The organism is Streptomyces sp. NPDC049915, from assembly GCF_040656475.1.
GTDB lineage: Bacteria > Actinomycetota > Actinomycetes > Streptomycetales > Streptomycetaceae > Streptomyces.
Genome location: NZ_JBFAMH010000001.1, coordinates 380,424 through 395,972, shown reverse-complemented (window position 1 = coordinate 395,972; position 15,549 = coordinate 380,424). Strand labels below are relative to the sequence as shown.

Annotated in this window: 14 protein-coding genes; 12 read left to right on the top strand and 2 right to left on the bottom strand. The window is 72.8% G+C overall.

What is annotated here, in order from left to right; all coding sequences use genetic code 11:
* Positions 1-100 precede the first annotated feature (100 nt).
* The 5 genes from AB0J12_RS01655 (at position 101) to AB0J12_RS01635 (ending at position 6,584) form a co-directional block, all read left to right on the top strand.
* Positions 101-994: an FAD binding domain-containing protein gene (locus AB0J12_RS01655; RefSeq protein WP_363262106.1), complete on the top strand. Its 894-nt coding sequence runs from the start codon at positions 101-103 to the stop codon at positions 992-994.
* Positions 994-1,575 (top strand): (2Fe-2S)-binding protein, encoded by a 582-nt coding sequence (locus tag AB0J12_RS01650; protein WP_363262105.1) that lies wholly within the window; start codon positions 994-996, stop codon positions 1,573-1,575. Before AB0J12_RS01655 ends, AB0J12_RS01650 begins: the two co-directional genes overlap by 1 nt.
* Positions 1,576-1,577: 2 nt before the next feature.
* Positions 1,578-4,001 (top strand): molybdopterin cofactor-binding domain-containing protein, encoded by a 2,424-nt coding sequence (locus AB0J12_RS01645; RefSeq protein ID WP_363262104.1) that lies wholly within the window; start codon positions 1,578-1,580, stop codon positions 3,999-4,001.
* Positions 4,002-4,223: 222 nt separating this feature from the next.
* A complete protein-coding gene (locus AB0J12_RS01640; protein ID WP_363262103.1) occupies positions 4,224-5,690 on the top strand; it encodes an NCS2 family permease in 1,467 nt (488 codons plus the stop codon).
* A gap of 219 nt (positions 5,691-5,909) precedes the next feature.
* On the top strand, positions 5,910-6,584 hold the full coding sequence (locus AB0J12_RS01635) for a hypothetical protein (protein WP_363262102.1): 675 nt from the start codon (positions 5,910-5,912) through the stop codon (positions 6,582-6,584).
* A gap of 25 nt (positions 6,585-6,609) precedes the next feature.
* Here AB0J12_RS01635 and AB0J12_RS01630 read toward each other — a convergent pair whose 3' ends face one another.
* Together AB0J12_RS01630 and AB0J12_RS01625 are read right to left on the bottom strand one after the other, a co-directional pair.
* Positions 6,610-7,053 (bottom strand): SRPBCC family protein, encoded by a 444-nt coding sequence (locus AB0J12_RS01630; RefSeq protein WP_363262101.1) that lies wholly within the window; start codon positions 7,051-7,053, stop codon positions 6,610-6,612.
* Between the two features lie 89 nt (positions 7,054-7,142).
* Positions 7,143-7,934: a polysaccharide deacetylase family protein gene (locus tag AB0J12_RS01625; RefSeq protein ID WP_363262100.1), complete on the bottom strand. Its 792-nt coding sequence runs from the start codon at positions 7,932-7,934 to the stop codon at positions 7,143-7,145.
* Between the two features lie 129 nt (positions 7,935-8,063).
* Between AB0J12_RS01625 and AB0J12_RS01620 the strand changes: the two genes are divergently transcribed.
* The 7 genes from AB0J12_RS01620 (at position 8,064) to AB0J12_RS01590 (ending at position 15,533) form a co-directional block, all read left to right on the top strand.
* Positions 8,064-9,026 carry an NAD-dependent epimerase/dehydratase family protein gene (locus AB0J12_RS01620; RefSeq protein WP_363262099.1) on the top strand — a complete coding sequence of 321 codons (963 nt, stop codon included), beginning with the start codon at positions 8,064-8,066 and terminating at the stop codon, positions 9,024-9,026.
* Positions 9,027-9,175: 149 nt separating this feature from the next.
* On the top strand, positions 9,176-10,825 hold the full coding sequence (locus tag AB0J12_RS01615; RefSeq protein WP_363262098.1) for a carbamoyltransferase C-terminal domain-containing protein: 1,650 nt from the start codon (positions 9,176-9,178) through the stop codon (positions 10,823-10,825).
* Positions 10,822-11,826 (top strand): glycosyltransferase, encoded by a 1,005-nt coding sequence (locus AB0J12_RS01610; RefSeq protein WP_363262097.1) that lies wholly within the window; start codon positions 10,822-10,824, stop codon positions 11,824-11,826. Before AB0J12_RS01615 ends, AB0J12_RS01610 begins: the two co-directional genes overlap by 4 nt.
* Entirely contained in the window at positions 11,823-12,404 is a 582-nt protein-coding gene (locus tag AB0J12_RS01605) for an HAD family hydrolase (RefSeq protein WP_363262096.1), read from the top strand. Before AB0J12_RS01610 ends, AB0J12_RS01605 begins: the two co-directional genes overlap by 4 nt.
* On the top strand, positions 12,401-13,387 hold the full coding sequence (locus AB0J12_RS01600) for a glycosyltransferase family 9 protein (protein ID WP_363262095.1): 987 nt from the start codon (positions 12,401-12,403) through the stop codon (positions 13,385-13,387). The genes AB0J12_RS01605 and AB0J12_RS01600 overlap by 4 nt, the downstream gene beginning before the upstream one ends.
* Complete coding sequence (locus tag AB0J12_RS01595) at positions 13,384-14,316, top strand: glycosyltransferase (protein WP_363262094.1); 933 nt, start codon at positions 13,384-13,386, stop codon at positions 14,314-14,316. The genes AB0J12_RS01600 and AB0J12_RS01595 overlap by 4 nt, the downstream gene beginning before the upstream one ends.
* Entirely contained in the window at positions 14,313-15,533 is a 1,221-nt protein-coding gene (locus AB0J12_RS01590) for a glycosyltransferase (protein WP_363262093.1), read from the top strand. Before AB0J12_RS01595 ends, AB0J12_RS01590 begins: the two co-directional genes overlap by 4 nt.
* Positions 15,534-15,549: the final 16 nt, after the last annotated feature.

Here is a 15,549-nt window from a genome sequence, read left to right as displayed (position 1 = left end):
ACTGAGTCCACTCCGGGTGAACACCACATGAACGAGCCACCCCCGCCGCACACGGATTGACTCGATCTGCACGACCACCAGACGAAGAAGAGAGCCGGTCATGGACTTCCTTCGCCCCACCAGCTGGGAGGAAGCGCTCGCCGCCAAGGCCGAGCGCCCCGGCGTGGTGCCGATCGCGGGGGGTACCGACGTCATGGTCGAGATCAACTTCGACCATCGCCGGCCCGAGTACCTGATGGATCTCCAGCGCATCCGTGACCTCGGCGAGTGGGAGATCCGCGAGGACAGTGTGCGGCTGGGGGCCTCCGTCCCGTACACGCAGATCATGGAAAATCTCCGTGCCGAGCTGCCGGGCCTCGCGCTCGCCTCGCACACGGTCGCCTCCCCGCAGATCCGCAACCGCGGCGGCGTCGGCGGCAACCTCGGCACGGCTTCACCCGCCGGCGACGCCCACCCCGCCCTCCTCGCCGCCGGTGCGGAGGTCGAGGTGGAGTCGGCGGCCCGGGGCACCCGGATGATCCCGATCGACGACTTCTACACCGGCGTCAAGCGCAACGCCCTCGCGCCCGATGAGCTGATCCGCGCCGTGCACATCAAGAAGGCGGACGGTCCGCAGCAGTTCTCCAAGGTCGGCACCCGCAACGCCATGGTGATCGCGGTGTGCGCCTTCGGTATCGCCCTGCACCCCCGGACCCGCACCGTGCGGACCGGCATCGGCTCGGCCGCGCCCACCCCGGTCCGCGCCAAGGCCGCCGAGGACTTCCTGAACGCCGCGCTCGAGGAGGGCGGCTTCTGGGACAACGGAAAGATCATCACGCCGTCTGTCGCGAAGCAGTTCGCCACCCTGTGCTCGGCCGCCTGCAACCCGATCGACGATGTGCGCGGCACCGCGAGCTACCGCCGCCACGCGGTCGGCGTCATGGCCCGGCGCACGCTGACCTGGGCCTGGGAGTCGTACCGCGGCGCCCGGCCCGCTGTCGAGGGAGCCGCGTGATGCGCGTCAAGTTCACCGTCAACGGACGTCCGCAGCAGGCCGACGACGTCTGGGAGGGCGAGTCCCTGCTCTACGTCCTGCGTGAGCGGCTCGGCCTGCCCGGCTCGAAGAACGCCTGTGAGCAGGGCGAGTGCGGCTCCTGCACCGTGCGCCTGGACGGCGCGCCGGTCTGCTCCTGCCTGGTCGCCGCCGGCCAGGTGGAGGGCCGCGAGGTCGTCACCGTCGAGGGCCTGGCCGACTGCGCCAGGCAGCGCGCCGAGGGCGGCCACGCGTCCGGCGCCTGCGGCACCCCGCTCGACGAGGCCAAGGGGTGGCAGGCCCAGGGCGCCGACTCGCAGACCGGCGGGGGCGGCGAACTGTCCCCCGTCCAGCAGGCGTTCATCGACGCCGGCGCCGTGCAGTGCGGCTTCTGCACCCCCGGGCTGCTCGTGGCCTGCGACGAACTGCTCGAACGCAACCCGAGCCCGAGCGACGCCGACATCCGCGAGGCGCTGTCGGGCAACCTGTGCCGCTGCACGGGCTACGAGACGATCATGGACGCGGTCCGGCTCGCGGCCGCCCGTCAGACCGAGGGGGTGTGACGATGCCGTCCCCCGAGCGCTCCACCACGTTCGTACAGGGCCGAGCCCCCGCCGGCGCACCCGGGAAGATCACCCAGGGTGCGCAGACCAAGGGCGGCATCGGAGAGTCCACGCTCCGCCCCGACGGCATCCTCAAGGTCGCCGGCGAGTTCGCGTACGCGTCCGACCTGTGGCACGAGGACATGCTGTGGGGCCAGATCCTGCGCTCCCCGGTCGCCCACGCCGAGATCGTCTCGATCGACACCGGCGAGGCGCTGGCCACACCGGGCGTGTACGCCGTCCTGACCCACGACGACCTGCCCACCGAGGTGACCCGCTACGGCCTGGAGATCCGGGACACCCCGGTCCTCGCGCACGGCAAGGTCCGCCACCACGGGGAGCCGGTCGCGCTGGTCGCCGCCGACCACCCCGAGACCGCCCGCCGCGCCGCGGCGAAGATCAAGGTCGAGTACCGCGAGCTTCCGGTGATCACCGACGAGGCCTCGGCGCTCGCCCCGGACGCGATCCTCGTCCACGAGAACCGCGACGACGACCACATCGGCCACGTCCCGCACCCGAACATCGTGCACCGCCAGCCGATCGTCCGCGGCGACGTGGACCGCGCCCGCGAGCGGGCCGACGTGATCGTCGAGGGCGAGTACACCTTCGGCATGCAGGACCAGGCCTTCCTCGGCCCCGAGTCCGGTCTCGCGGTGCCCGAGGAGGACGGCGGCGTCCACCTCTACATCGCCACCCAGTGGCTCCACGCCGACCTGCGCCAGATCGCGCCCGTCCTCGGCCTGCCCGAGGAGAAGGTGCGGATGACGCTGGCCGGCGTCGGCGGCGCGTTCGGCGGCCGCGAGGACCTGTCGATGCAGATCCACGCCTGTCTGCTGGCGCTGCGCACCGGCAAGCCGGTGAAGATCGTCTACAACCGGTTCGAGTCCTTCTTCGGGCACGTCCACCGCCACCCGGCCAAGCTGCGTTACGAGCACGGCGCCACCAGGGACGGCAAGCTGACGCACGTGAAGTGCCGGATCGTCCTGGACGGCGGCGCCTACGCCTCGACCTCCTCGGCGGTCGTCGGCAACGCCTCCTCCCTCTCGGTCGGCCCGTACGTGGTCGACGACGTGGACATCGAGGCCCTCGCCCTCTACACCAACAACCCGCCCTGCGGCGCGATGCGCGGCTTCGGCGCGGTGCAGGCGTGCTTCGCCTACGAGGCGCAGATGGACAAGCTGGCCAACGAGCTGGGACTGCACCCGGTGGAGTTCCGGCAGCTCAACGCCATGGAGCAGGGGACGATCATGCCGACCGGGCAGCCGGTCGACTCGCCGGCCCCGGTCGCCGAACTCCTGCGCCGGGTCAAGGCGATGCCGCTGCCGCCGGAGCGCCAGTGGGAGTCCAGCGAGGGCTCCGACGTACGGCAGCTGCCCGGCGGGCTGTCCAACACCACCCACGGCGAGGACGTCGTCCGCGGTGTCGGCTACGCGGTCGGCATCAAGAACGTCGGCTTCTCCGAGGGCTTCGACGACTACTCCACCGCCAAGGTGCGCATGGAGGTCGTCGGCGGCAAGCCCGTCGCGACCGTGCACACCGCGATGGCGGAGGTCGGCCAGGGCGGTGTCACCGTCCACGCGCAGATCGCCCGCACGGAACTGGGCGTCGCCCAGGTGACCATCCACCCCGCCGACACCCGGGTCGGCAGCGCCGGTTCGACGTCCGCGTCCCGTCAGACGTACGTCACCGGCGGCGCCGTGAAGAACGCCTGCGAACTCGTCCGCGAGCAGGTCCTCGAGCTCGGCCGGCGCAGGTTCGGCTCCTCCCACCCGGCCTGGGCCACCGCCGAACTCCTGCTGGAGGGCGGCAAGGTCGTCACCGACGGCGGCGAAGTCCTCGCCGACCTGGCCGACGTCCTCCAGGACGACGTGGTGGAGATCGAGAAGGAGTGGCGGCACCGGCCGACCGAGCCCTTCGACCGGCGCACCGGCCAGGGCAACGGCCACGTCCAGTACTCCTTCGCCGCGCACCGCGCGGTCGTCGAGGTGGACACCGGGCTGGGCCTGGTGAAGGTCGTCGAACTGGCCTGCGCGCAGGACGTCGGCAAGGCGCTCAACCCGCTCTCCGTCATCGGCCAGATCCAGGGAGGCACCCTCCAGGGTCTGGGGGTGGCGGTGATGGAGGAGATCGTCGTCGACCCGAAGACCGCGCAGGTGAAGAACCCTTCCTTCACGGACTACCTGATCCCCACGATCCTCGACACGCCGACCATCCCGGTCGACGTGCTCGAACTCGCCGACGCACACGCTCCCTACGGGCTGCGCGGCGCCGGTGAGGCACCCACCCTGTCGTCCGCTCCGGCCGTGCTCGCGGCCATCCGCGACGCCACCGGTCTCCCGCTCGACCGCACTCCGGTGCGGCCGGAACATCTGACCGGCACGGCGTGACACCAAGACTCTCCGGGCGGCGCAGGGAACGTCACACCCTCCACGCGCCGCCCGGAGGAACCCCCTTTGAGTCCCGCTCCGCTCGCGGTCCTCGAAGTACCTGCAGTTCGTTCGTCTCGGGCCGTCCCCCGGGCCGTCCATTCCCAAATCCCGCAGCCACGGCCCAATCCGGCGCCGTCGGTTCCCACGCGGGTGCCCCTGTGAACCTTGGGAGATGGCACCATGACCCAGCAGTCAGTGGAGCCCAGGACCACCGCCGAAGACGCGGGCTCGGGAAGCCGCGTCCCGGCCGGACGGTCCTGGCTCGACCGGTACTTCCACATATCCCAGCGGGGATCCACTGTCGCGCGTGAAGTGCGCGGCGGCGTCACCACCTTCATGGCGATGGCGTACATCCTGCTGCTCAACCCCGTGATTCTCTCCGGCGCGGACAAGTCCGGGGACTCGCTCAGCCAGAAGGCGCTGATCACCGCGACCGCGCTCGGTGCGGCGTTCTGCACCCTTCTCATGGGCTGGTTCGGCAAGGTCCCGCTCGCCATGGCCGCGGGACTGTCCGTCTCCGGCGTGCTGGCCGGTCTCGTGATGGGCAACAAGGACCTGACCTGGGCCCAGGGCCTGGGCATGTGCGTCGCCTACGGTGTCGTGATCATGCTCCTGGTCGTCACGGGTCTGCGCGAGCTCATCATGAACGCGATCCCGTTGCCCCTGAAGCACGGCATCACGATCGGCATCGGCCTCTTCATCGCGTTCATCGGTCTGGTGAAGGCCGGATTCGTGCACGCCGGACAGGCCACGCCGGTCACCCTCGGAAACGGAGGCGAACTCGTCGGCTGGCCCGTGCTGCTCTTCGCGGTCACGCTGCTGCTGATCTTCATGCTCCAGTCCCGGAACGTTCCGGGCGCGATCCTCATCGGCATCGTCTCCGGCACGGTCCTCGCCATGATCGTCAACGCCGCGGGTCTCGCCGACGACAAGGCCTGGGCCAACGGTGAGGCCCCCGTACTGCACGGCAGCGTGGTGTCGATGCCGGACTTCTCGCTCATCGGCAAGGTGTCCTTCGGCGGCCTGGGCGACGTCGGCTACATGACGGTCACCTTCATCGTCTTCACACTGGTGCTCGCCGGCTTCTTCGACGCGATGGCCACCATCATCGGCATCGGCACCGAGGCCAACCTCGCCGACGAGAAGGGCCGTATGCCCGGCCTGTCCAAGGCCCTGTTCATCGACGGCGCCGGTGGTGTCATCGGCGGTGTCACGGGCGGTTCCGGACAGTCCGTCTTCATCGAGTCCGCCACCGGCGTCGGCGAGGGTGCCCGCACCGGACTCGCCTCGGTCGTCACCGGCGGGTTCTTCGCCCTCTGTCTCTTCTTCACGCCGCTCACGGCGATCGTGCCCCGCGAGGTGGCCTCGGCCGCCCTCGTCACCATCGGCGCGATGATGATGATGAACGCCCGTCACGTGGACTGGGGGGACCGCTCGGTGGCGATCCCGGTCTTCCTGACGGTCGTGATCATGCCGTTCACCTATTCGATCACCCCCGGTGTCGCCGCCGGTGTGATCTCCTACGCGGCCATCAGAATCGCCCAGGGGAAGTGGCGGGAGATCGGCCCGTTCATGTGGGGACTGACCGTCCTCTTCGTCATCTACTTCGCGCTCCATCCACTCCGTTCCCTGCTCGGCGTCCACTAGCCCCCGGGCCACCACGAGCTGTACCGGCAGGCGCTCGAGGACGGGAGACCGTCCTCGAGCGCTTCTCGTTGGCGACGAGGATGCCGTCGCCGCGATCGGCCGCGCCCCGGCGCTGGCAGCGATCGGCCCGTTGGCCTGAACACCCGTCACCGAACTTGCGCGCCGCGCCCCTTGACCTGCAAGGTGAGCCATCTGTAGCCGAAGGGACGGGGGAGCGGCGTGCCGGAGAAAGCGGGCGTGGTCGGACCGCGTACGGCGGACCAGCCGGGAGCGGGCGGGGACGAACCGGACGGTGAGGCGCGGGGACCGGGTCGGATGCGCCGGATGCCGGCCTGGGCGACCACGGTCCTGGGCGTCTTCCTGCTGACCGACCTCGTCGTGGTGTGCGGGGCGTTGCTCAGCCTGTGGCCGGCGCTGCTCGGCGTCGTCCGGGCGGGCGCGGCGCCGGGCGCCACGGCGCGGTGGTCGCCGTTCGGGCTCGGCGGCTGGGCGCTCACCGCCGACACGGCGATGCTGCTCGCGGTCGTCTGCTGCAGCGCGCTGGGCAGTTTCGTGCACGCGGCCACGTCGTTCGCCACGTACGTCGGCAACCGGCGGCTGTATGCCAGCTGGCTGTGGTGGTACCTGCTGCGGGCGGGCATCGGGGTCGCGCTCGCGCTGCTGGTGTACTTCCTGCTGCGCGGCGGCCTGGTCACGGGCAGTTCGGGCCCCGCGGCCACCAACCCGTACGGCTTCGCCGGGATCGCCGGCCTGTGCGGGCTGTTCTCCAAACAGGCCACGGACAAGCTCCGCGAGGTCTGCGACACGATCCTCAGCACCCGCACCGACGGCGACCGGGACCGCCAGGACAAACTGGAGACCGCGGCCGCCCACCCGCAGGACGGGAAGGCGTAGGAGCCCCTTCGGGTGCGCCCGGCGGTCAGCCCGGCGTTGCGAGCAGGTGGTTCAGCGCACGGCCGAAGACCGTGCGGGACGCCGCGCGCAGGAGGGGGTCGGCCGGCGCGGGCAGGAAGCGCACGCGCAGTTCCTCCCGCCACACCACCCGGGTACGGCCGCCGGGGCCCGGGTGGGTCTCCAGCTCCGCCCAGCCGAGGACGACGCGGCCGCGTTTCTCCAGGCGGCACAGGCCGGGGCCGTCGTCCGTCGGCGGCTGCCAGGCCGTGACCTCCATCGGGTCGGCGAAGCCGAGCGGGCCGAGCCCCGTGCGGGCCACGACCACCGTGCCCTGCCGGGTCGGCCCGGCGGGGACCACGACGACCCGGGTCAGCGGCACCGCGGCGCCGTGCCGGGGCCAGTTCGTGAGGCGGCGCCACACCTCCGGCTGGGGGAGCGGCACCGTACGTTCGAGGCGGAAGTGGACCACGCCGAGATCCTAGGGGACGCGGCCGGTTCAGCGGCGCGCCCGCCGGCCCGCTCACCCTTTCGCGTCCGGGTGCGCTCCGCCGCGTGGCCTCAGGGCCGGTACACCTCTCCCGGCTCCGCCTTCCCCGGTGCGAGGAGCTGCGGCACCGTCACGAAGACGTAGCCGCGTTCCTTGAGGGCGTCGATGATGCCGGGGACCGCGGGCACGGTGCCCGGGTAGATGTCGTGCAGCAGGATGATGCCGTCCCGGGACGCCTGGTCGAGCACGCGCTTCTGGATGAGCGCGGAGTCGTTCGTCGTGTAGTCCTTCGCGGTGACGCTCCACAGGACCTCCGCGAGGCCCATCTCCTTGGAGATCTTGTTCACCGTGTCGTTGGTGCGGCCCTGCGGCGGACGCATCAGCGTCGGCCTGTGCCCGGTGAGCTTCTCTATCGCGTCGTTCGGGCGCTTGAGTTCCTCACGTATCTCGTCCGGCTCGATCTCGGTCAGTATCTTGTGGTCCCAGGTGTGGCTGGCCACCTCGTGCCCCTCGGCCGCCATCCGCTTGACCAGCTCCGGGTACTTCGTGATGTGCCGCTCGCCGAGCAGGAAGAACGTCGCCGGCACCTGCTTCTGCTTCAGGATGTCCAGCAGCCGCGCGGAGTTCTCGCTGGGCCCGGCGTCGAAGGTGAGCGCGATGCACTTGGCCTGCCGGCAGTCCACGGTGCCGTAGCGGGCCGCCTGGACGGTGGCCGCCGGGTGGGCGCGGGCGGCGCTCGGCGCGGTGGTGTCCAGGCGGGTGCACCCGCTCAGCGCCAGCGTCACGGCGGCGGCGGCCGAAAGGATCGCCGCGCCGCGGAACGCGGTCCCCGTTCTTGTCGTCTTCCTGCTCAGTGAAGGCATGGAGCCACTATACATAGCGTGTATACGCAGGGTGTATAGTCCATGATCGCTACCCGATTCCATGAATGTGACGGTGCTCACCGGTTACTCGCGCGGACACGCAAGTGAAGCGAGAGTGAGGAGAGCCCCGTGAGCGCATACCCCTGGCGCCGGGTGCTGGTCACCGGCGGAGCCGGATTCGTCGGGTCCCATCTGTGCGGCCGGCTGCTGGACGGCGGCTGCGACGTCGTCTGCCTGGACAATCTCGCCACCGGTTCCCGGGCCAACGTGGCGGAGCTGAACACCCGCCCCGGCTTCCGCTTCGTCCGCGGCGACGCCACCGACCCGGCCGTATGGCGGGCCCTGCCCGGCCGTTTCGACCTGGTGCTGCACTTCGCCTGCCCGGCCTCCCCGGCCGACTACCTGCGGCTGCCCCTGGAGACCCTCGAGGTCGGCTCCACCGGCACCCGCCTCGCCCTGGAGCGGGCCCACACCGACGGCGCCCGCTTCCTGCTCGCCTCCACCTCCGAGGTCTACGGCGACCCGCTGGAGCATCCCCAGCGCGAGACCTACTGGGGCAACGTCAACCCCAACGGCCCGCGCAGCGTCTACGACGAGTCGAAGCGCTTCGCCGAGGCCCTGGTCACGGCCCACCGCGGCGTCCACGGCACCGACACCGCCGTCGTGCGGATCTTCAACACCTACGGCCCCCGCATGCGCACCGGCGACGGCCGCGCCGTGCCCACCTTCATCGCGCAGGCCCTGGACGGCATGCCCCTCACCGTGGCCGGCGACGGCGGCCAGACCCGCTCGCTGTGCTACGTCGACGACACCGTCACCGGCATCCTCGCCCTCGCCGCCTCCGGTGAGGCCGGCCCCGTCAACATCGGCGGCGCCGACGAGATCACCATGCTGGAGCTGGCCCGCCGGATCATCGACCTCACCGGCTCCGCCTCCAGGGTCCGCTTCGTCGAGCGCCCCGTCGACGACCCCTGCCGCCGCCGCCCCGACACCCGGCTCGCCCGCGAGCTGCTGGGCTGGCAGCCCCAGGTCGACTGGACCGAGGGCCTGAAGCGCACCATTGGCTGGTTCTCGCGGTCCGTGGCCGCCTGAGCCGCTCCACGCAGGATCGATTTGACCTGGCTCGGAGTGAAAAATCCGCGTATTTCGGTCCTAGTTGTCTCCAAGTGTTTGAGTCAGCCGCACCGCGGCACCCGCACAGCCCAGAGCCCCCGACCGCCTCCCGGGACGGAGCAAGCCCCATGCGCATCCTTGGAATCAACGCCCTGTTCCATGACCCGGCCGCCGCTCTGGTCGTGGACGGACGCGCCGTCGCCGCCGCCGAGGAAGAGCGTTTCAGCCGCCGCAAGCACGGCAAGCGGCCCCTGCCGTTCTCCGCCTGGGAACTGCCCGAACTGTCGGCGCGCTGGTGCCTGGACCACGCCGGGCTGCGGCCGGAGGAGCTCGACGCCGTCACGTACTCCTTCGACCCGAAGCTCGCCCGGCCCGCCGCCGACATGGGCCTGAACGACCCGTGGGACCCGCTGCGCCTGGAGTACGCCCGCCGCGCACCCGAGTTCCTCGCCGAGGCCCTGCCCGGCCTGGACCCCGAGCGGGTCGTCTTCGTCCCGCACCACGTGGCGCACGCCGCCTCCGCCGGGCCCGCCTCACCGCACCCCGACAGCGCCGTCCTGGTCCTGGACGGCCGCGGCGAATCCGCCTCCCACCTGGCCGGACGCTTCGACGACGGCAAGCTCGACACCCTGCACACCCAGGCCCTGCCCGACTCCCTCGGCCTGGTCTACGAGGAGCTGACCGAGCACCTGGGCTTCCTGCGCTCCAGCGACGAGTTCAAGGTCATGGCGCTCGCCTCCTACGGCAAGCCCCGCTTCCTCGACCGGCTCCGGCAGCACGTCCACGCCACCGGCGACGGCGGCTTCCGGGCGCACGGCGTCGACTGGGCCGCCTTCGCCCCCGCCCGCGGCAAGGACGAGCCGTGGACCCAGGACCACGCCGACCTGGCCGCCAGCGCCCAGGCCGCCCTGGAGGAGACCTTGCTGGAACTGGTGCACTGGCTGCACCGCGAGGCCGGCGGCGAAGCCCTCACCATGGCCGGCGGCGTCGCCCTCAACTGCGTCGCCAACTCCACGATCGCCCGGCGGGGCCCCTTCCAGCACGTGTGGGTGCAGCCCGCCGCCGGTGACGCCGGCACCGCGCTCGGCGGTGCTCTCTTCCTGGCCGCGCAGGCCGAGGACACCGAGCCCATGCCCGGCGCCGACCTGGGCCGCGGCTGGAGCGACGAGGAGCTGCGCGCCTGGCTGGAGACGGCCGGCGTGCCCTACGAGCGCCCCGACGACATCGCCGAGGCGGTCGCCGAGGAACTCGCCCGCGACGGCATCGTCGCCTGGTTCCAGGGCCGCAGCGAGTACGGCCCGCGCGCCCTCGGCCACCGCTCGCTGATGGCGCACCCCGGTCGCGAGGAGAACCTCGAGCGGCTGAACCACGTCAAGGGCCGCGAGGAATTCCGCCCGGTCGCGCCCATGGTGCGCGCCGAACGCGCCGCGGACCTGTTCGACGGGCCGCTGCCCAGCCCGTACATGCTCTTCGTGCACGACGTGCACCCCGCCTGGCGCGACCGCATCCCCGCCGTCGTCCACGTCGACGGCACCGCCCGCATCCAGACCGTCGAGGAGCGCTCCGAGCCGCTCGTCGCCCGCATGCTTGCTGCGTTCGAGCGCCGAACCGGACTTCCCGTCGTCGTCAACACCAGCCTCAACACGGCCGGGCGGCCCATGGTCGACGACCCGCGCGACGCCCTGGAGTGCTTCGGCTCCGCCCCCGTGGACCTGCTGGCGATCGGACCGTACGCGGTGCGCCGGGGTCGGGCCTACGCGAAGGGACACGGCGCATGACCGCATACGCCGTGGTGATCCCCACCCTGGTGCGCGACACGCTGGCCGACTGCCTGGCCGCGCTCGCCGCCGCCACCGGGCCGCGCCCCGACGAGATCGTCGTCGTCGACGACCGGCCCGGCCCCGACCCGGACCCCGAGGCGCTGGACCACCCGCTCAGCGTCCTCGGGGACCTGCGCGAGCGCACCCTCGTCGTCAGCAGCGGCGGACGCGGCCCGGCCGCCGCCCGCAACACCGGCACCCAGGCCGTCACCGCACCCTGGGTGGCCTTCCTCGACGACGACGTCCAGGTCGGCCCGCACTGGTGCGACCAGCTGGTGCAGGACCTTCAGGAGGCCACCCCGGACACCGGCGCGGTACAGGGCGTCATCGCCGTGCCCCTGCCCGGGCACCGGCGGCCCACCGACTGGGAACGCGCCACGGCCGGCCTGGCGCAGGCCCGCTGGATCACCGCCGACATGGCCTACCGCACCGAGACCCTCAAGCAGGTCGGCGGCTTCGACGAACGCTTCCAGCGCGCCTTTCGCGAGGACGCCGACCTCGCCCTGCGCGTGCTGGACGCCGGCTGGCGCATCCGCCAGGGCCGGCGCACCACCCGGCACCCGGTCCGGCCCGCCGACCGCTGGGTGTCCCTGCGCGCCCAGCGCGGCAACGCCGACGACGCCCTCATGCGCTACCTGCACGGCCCCGACTGGTGGCACCGGGCCCTCGCCCCGCGCGGCCGTATCCGCGGCCACATCGCCACCACCGCTGCCGGGCTGACCGCCGTCGGCTGCGCGCTCACCGGGCACCGGCAGGCCGCCGTCCTCGCCGCGCTGGGCTGGGCGGCCGGCACCGCCGAGTTCGCCTGGGCGCGCATCGCGCCCGGACCGCGCACCCGGCACGAGGTCGACACCATGCTCGCCACCAGCGTGCTCATCCCACCCGCGGCCACCTGGCACTGGCTGAACGGCCTGGTACGGCACCGCGGGGCCGCGCCCTGGCGGGAGGTGGCGCTGTGACGGCGATCCGCGCGGTGCTCTTCGACCGCGACGGCACCCTCGTCGAGGACGTGCCCTACAACGGCGACCCCGACCGTGTGCGCCCGATGCCCGGCGCCCGCGAGGCCGTCGAGCTGCTGCGCGCCCACGGCATCGCCACCGGCGTCGTCACCAACCAGTCCGGCGTCGCCCGCGGCCTGATCACCGAGGCCGACGTACGCCGCGTCAACGAGCGCGTCGACGAACTGCTCGGCCCGTTCGACGTGTTCGCGATCTGCCCGCACGGCCCCGACGACGGCTGCCACTGCCGCAAGCCGCAGCCCGGGATGATCCTGTGGGCCGCCGGACGGCTGTGCACGCCCCCCGGCCGGCTCGCCGTCATCGGCGACATCGGCGCCGACGTCGAGGCCGCCCGCCGGGCCGGCGCCCACGGCATCCTCGTCCCCACGCCGGTGACCCGCCCCGAGGAGACGGCGAGCGCCGAGCACGTGGCGCCCAACCTGCACACCGCCGTCCGCGCCCTCCTCGACGGCCCGCCCCACGGCCACGTCCTGGCCGACGAGCGGCCCGTCGCCGACGCCTACCGGGAGGCGCGATGAGAGCTGTCGTCACCCGCCTCGACAGCTTCGGCGACGTCCTGCTCGCCGGGCCCGCGATCCGTGCCGTCGCCGCCCGCGCCGACCACGTCACCCTGCTGTGCGGGCCGCTCGGCGAGCCCGCCGCCCGCATGCTGCCCGGCGTCGACGAGGTCGTCGTCTGGAACGCCCCCTGGGCCGGGTTCGACCCGCCGCCCGTCCGCCGCACCGAGATCGACGCGCTCACCGAAGCCCTCGACGCCGACACCGGGCTCATCCTGACCTCCTTCCACCAGTCGCCGCTGCCCACCGCGCTCGTGCTGCGCCTGGCCGGGGTGCGGCGCCTCGCCGCCGACAGCGTGGACCACCCCGGCTCCCTGCTCGACGTACGCCACCAGCGCGCCGAGCACGCCCACGAGGCGGAGGCCGCCCTCGACCTGGCCGAGGCCGCGGGCTTCCCGCGCGTCGACGACGGACACCTCGCCGTCCTGCCCCCGCCCGACACCGGCGAACTGACCGGCGGCCGGCCGTACGTCGTCCTGCACGCCGGCTCCAGCGTCCCCGCCCGCGCCTGGAGCCCCGGCCGCTGCGCCGAGGCCGTGCGCGAGCTGACCGCCGCCGGACACCGCGTCGTCGTCACCGGCGGGCGCGGCGAGCGCGAGCTGACCGCGCACGTCGCCGGGGACACGGCGCTCGACCTCGGCGGCCGTACCGATGCCCGGGAGCTGGCCGGCGTCCTCGCCCGCGCCGCCGCCGTCGTCACCGGCAACACCGGGCCCGCCCATCTCGCCGCCGCCGTCGGCACCCCCGTCGTCTCCCTGTTCGCCCCCGTCGTACCGGCCGAGCGCTGGCGCCCCTACGGCGTGCCGTACGTGCTGCTCGGCGACCAGAGCGCGCCCTGCGCCGGAAGCCGGGCCCGCACCTGTCCCGTCCCCGGCCACCCGTGCCTTCAGTCCGTGTCCGCCCACGACGTGGTCGCCGCAGTGGAGAAGGTGATGCAGGCATGAGGATCCTGATCTGGCACGTGCACGGCTCCTGGACGACGTCCTTCGTCCAGGGCCCGCACACCTGCCTCGTCCCGGTCACCCCCGACCGCGGCCCCGACGGCCTCGGCCGCGCCCGCACCTTCGACTGGCCCGGCAGCGTGCTCGAAGTGCCGCCCGAGCGCCTGCGCGAGGAGGAGATCGACCTCGTCGTCCTGCAACGCCCCCATGAACTCGCCCTCGTGGACGAGTGGCTGGGCCGCCGCCCGCCGATGGTCTACCTGGAGCACAACGCCCCGCACGGCGACGTCCCCGACACCCGGCACCCGATGGCGGACCAGTCGGCGATCCCGATCGTGCACGTCACCCACTTCAACCGGCTGATGTGGGACAACGGCCAGGCCCCCACCGCCGTCGTCGAACACGGCATCGTCGACCCCGGCCCGCTGTGGACCGGCGAGGTGCCGCACGCCGCCGTCGTCGTCAACGAGCCCGTACGGCGCGGCCGCACCACCGGCACGGACCTGCTGCCGTTCTTCGCCGAGGCCGCCGCGCTGGACGTCTTCGGCATGAAGGCCGACCAGCTGTCCCTGCCCGGCATCCGGACCTTCGATCTGCCGCAGCGCGAGCTGCACGCGCAGATGGCCCGCCGCCGGCTCTACCTCCACCCGGTCCGCTGGACCTCCCTCGGCCTGTCCCTGCTGGAAGCGATGCATCTGGGGATGCCGGTCGTGGCGCTCGCCACCACAGAGGTGACCGAGGCGGTGCCCGAGGGCGCCGGGGTGGTCTCCAACCGCATCGACGTACTGAAAGACGCCGTACGGGACTTCGTCGCCGACCCGCTGCACGCCCGCGCCGTCGGCGAGGGCGCACGCGCCGCGGCGCTCGCCCGCTACGGGCTGACCCGCTTCCTGGACGACTGGGAGCGGCTGCTGAAGGAGGTGACCCGATGAGGATCGCCATGGTGTCCGAGCACGCGAGCCCCCTCGCGGTACTCGGCGGGGTGGACGCCGGTGGCCAGAACGTGTACGTGGCCCGTCTCAGCGAGGAACTGGCGAGCCGCGGTCACGACGTCACCGTCCACACCCGGCGCGACTCCACCGACCTGCCCGACCGGGTGACCATGCCCGGCGGCACCGTCGTCGAGCACGTGCCGGCCGGGCCGCCCCGGCCCGTCCCCAAGGACGAGCTGTTCCCGTACATGCCCGGCTTCGGCGCCCACCTGGCGCGGGCCTGGCAGCGCGAGCGACCGGACACGGTGCACGCCCACTTCTGGATGTCCGGCATGGCCGCCCGCATCGGCGCTCACCCCCACGGCATCCCCGTCGTGCAGACCTACCACGCCCTCGGCACCGTCAAGCGGCGCCACCAAGGCCGCCGTGACACCAGTCCCTTCGAACGCGTCGGTATCGAGCGGCAGTTGGGCCGCACATGCAGCCGCGTCCTGGCCACCTGCACCGACGAGGTGTACGAACTCGCCGACATGGGCGTCTCCCCGCAACGGGTGTCCGTGGTGCCGTGCGGCGTGGACGCCGACCACTTCCACCCCGGGGCCCGCGACCGCCGCCATGTGCCGCCGCGCGAGCAGCGTCACCGGATCCTGTCCTGCGGGCGGCTCGTGCGCCGCAAGGGCTACGACAAGGCCATCCGCGCCCTGACCCGCATCCCCGACACCGAACTGCTCATCGCCGGCGGCCCGCCGCCCGGTCTGCTGGAGACCGACCCGGAGGCCGAACGGCTGCTGAAGCTCGCCGAACGGGCCGGAGTCGCCGACCGGGTGCGGCTGATCGGCGCCGTCGACCCCGCGCACATGCCCGCCGTCATGGGCAGCGCCGACCTGGTGCTGTGCACGCCGGTGTACGAGCCGTTCGGCATCGTGCCACTGGAGGCCATGGCGTGCGGCGTGCCGGTCGTCGCCACCGACGTCGGCGGCCACAAGGACACCGTCGCCGACGGCGTCACCGGACGCCGGGTCCCGGCCGGGGACGCCTGGGCGGTCGCCGAGGCCGTACGGGACCTCCTCGGCGACGGCGAACTGCGCCGCCGTATGGGCGAGACCGCGCGGGAACGCGTCCTCGCCCGCTACACCTGGCACCGGGTCGCGGACGGCGTCGAACAGGTCTACCGCCAGGTCGCCGTCGGACGCGGCCTGCGCACGGAGGTGGCGTGATGAGTGCCCCCGCACG

Bases quoted from the DNA above. Each gene is read 5' to 3' on its own strand.
- AB0J12_RS01640 (WP_363262103.1), top strand. From the start codon at position 4,224: ATGACCCAGCAGTCAGTGGAGCCCAGGACCACCGCCGAAGACGCGGGC.
- AB0J12_RS01625 (WP_363262100.1), bottom strand. From the start codon at position 7,934: ATGCCTTCACTGAGCAGGAAGACGACAAGAACGGGGACCGCGTTCCGC.
- AB0J12_RS01610 (WP_363262097.1), top strand. From the start codon at position 10,822: ATGACCGCATACGCCGTGGTGATCCCCACCCTGGTGCGCGACACGCTG.
- AB0J12_RS01595 (WP_363262094.1), top strand. From the start codon at position 13,384: ATGAGGATCCTGATCTGGCACGTGCACGGCTCCTGGACGACGTCCTTC.
- AB0J12_RS01590 (WP_363262093.1), top strand. From the start codon at position 14,313: ATGAGGATCGCCATGGTGTCCGAGCACGCGAGCCCCCTCGCGGTACTC.
- AB0J12_RS01650 (WP_363262105.1), top strand. From the start codon at position 994: ATGCGCGTCAAGTTCACCGTCAACGGACGTCCGCAGCAGGCCGACGAC.
- AB0J12_RS01645 (WP_363262104.1), top strand. From the start codon at position 1,578: ATGCCGTCCCCCGAGCGCTCCACCACGTTCGTACAGGGCCGAGCCCCC.
- AB0J12_RS01600 (WP_363262095.1), top strand. From the start codon at position 12,401: ATGAGAGCTGTCGTCACCCGCCTCGACAGCTTCGGCGACGTCCTGCTC.
- AB0J12_RS01655 (WP_363262106.1), top strand. From the start codon at position 101: ATGGACTTCCTTCGCCCCACCAGCTGGGAGGAAGCGCTCGCCGCCAAG.
- AB0J12_RS01615 (WP_363262098.1), top strand. From the start codon at position 9,176: ATGCGCATCCTTGGAATCAACGCCCTGTTCCATGACCCGGCCGCCGCT.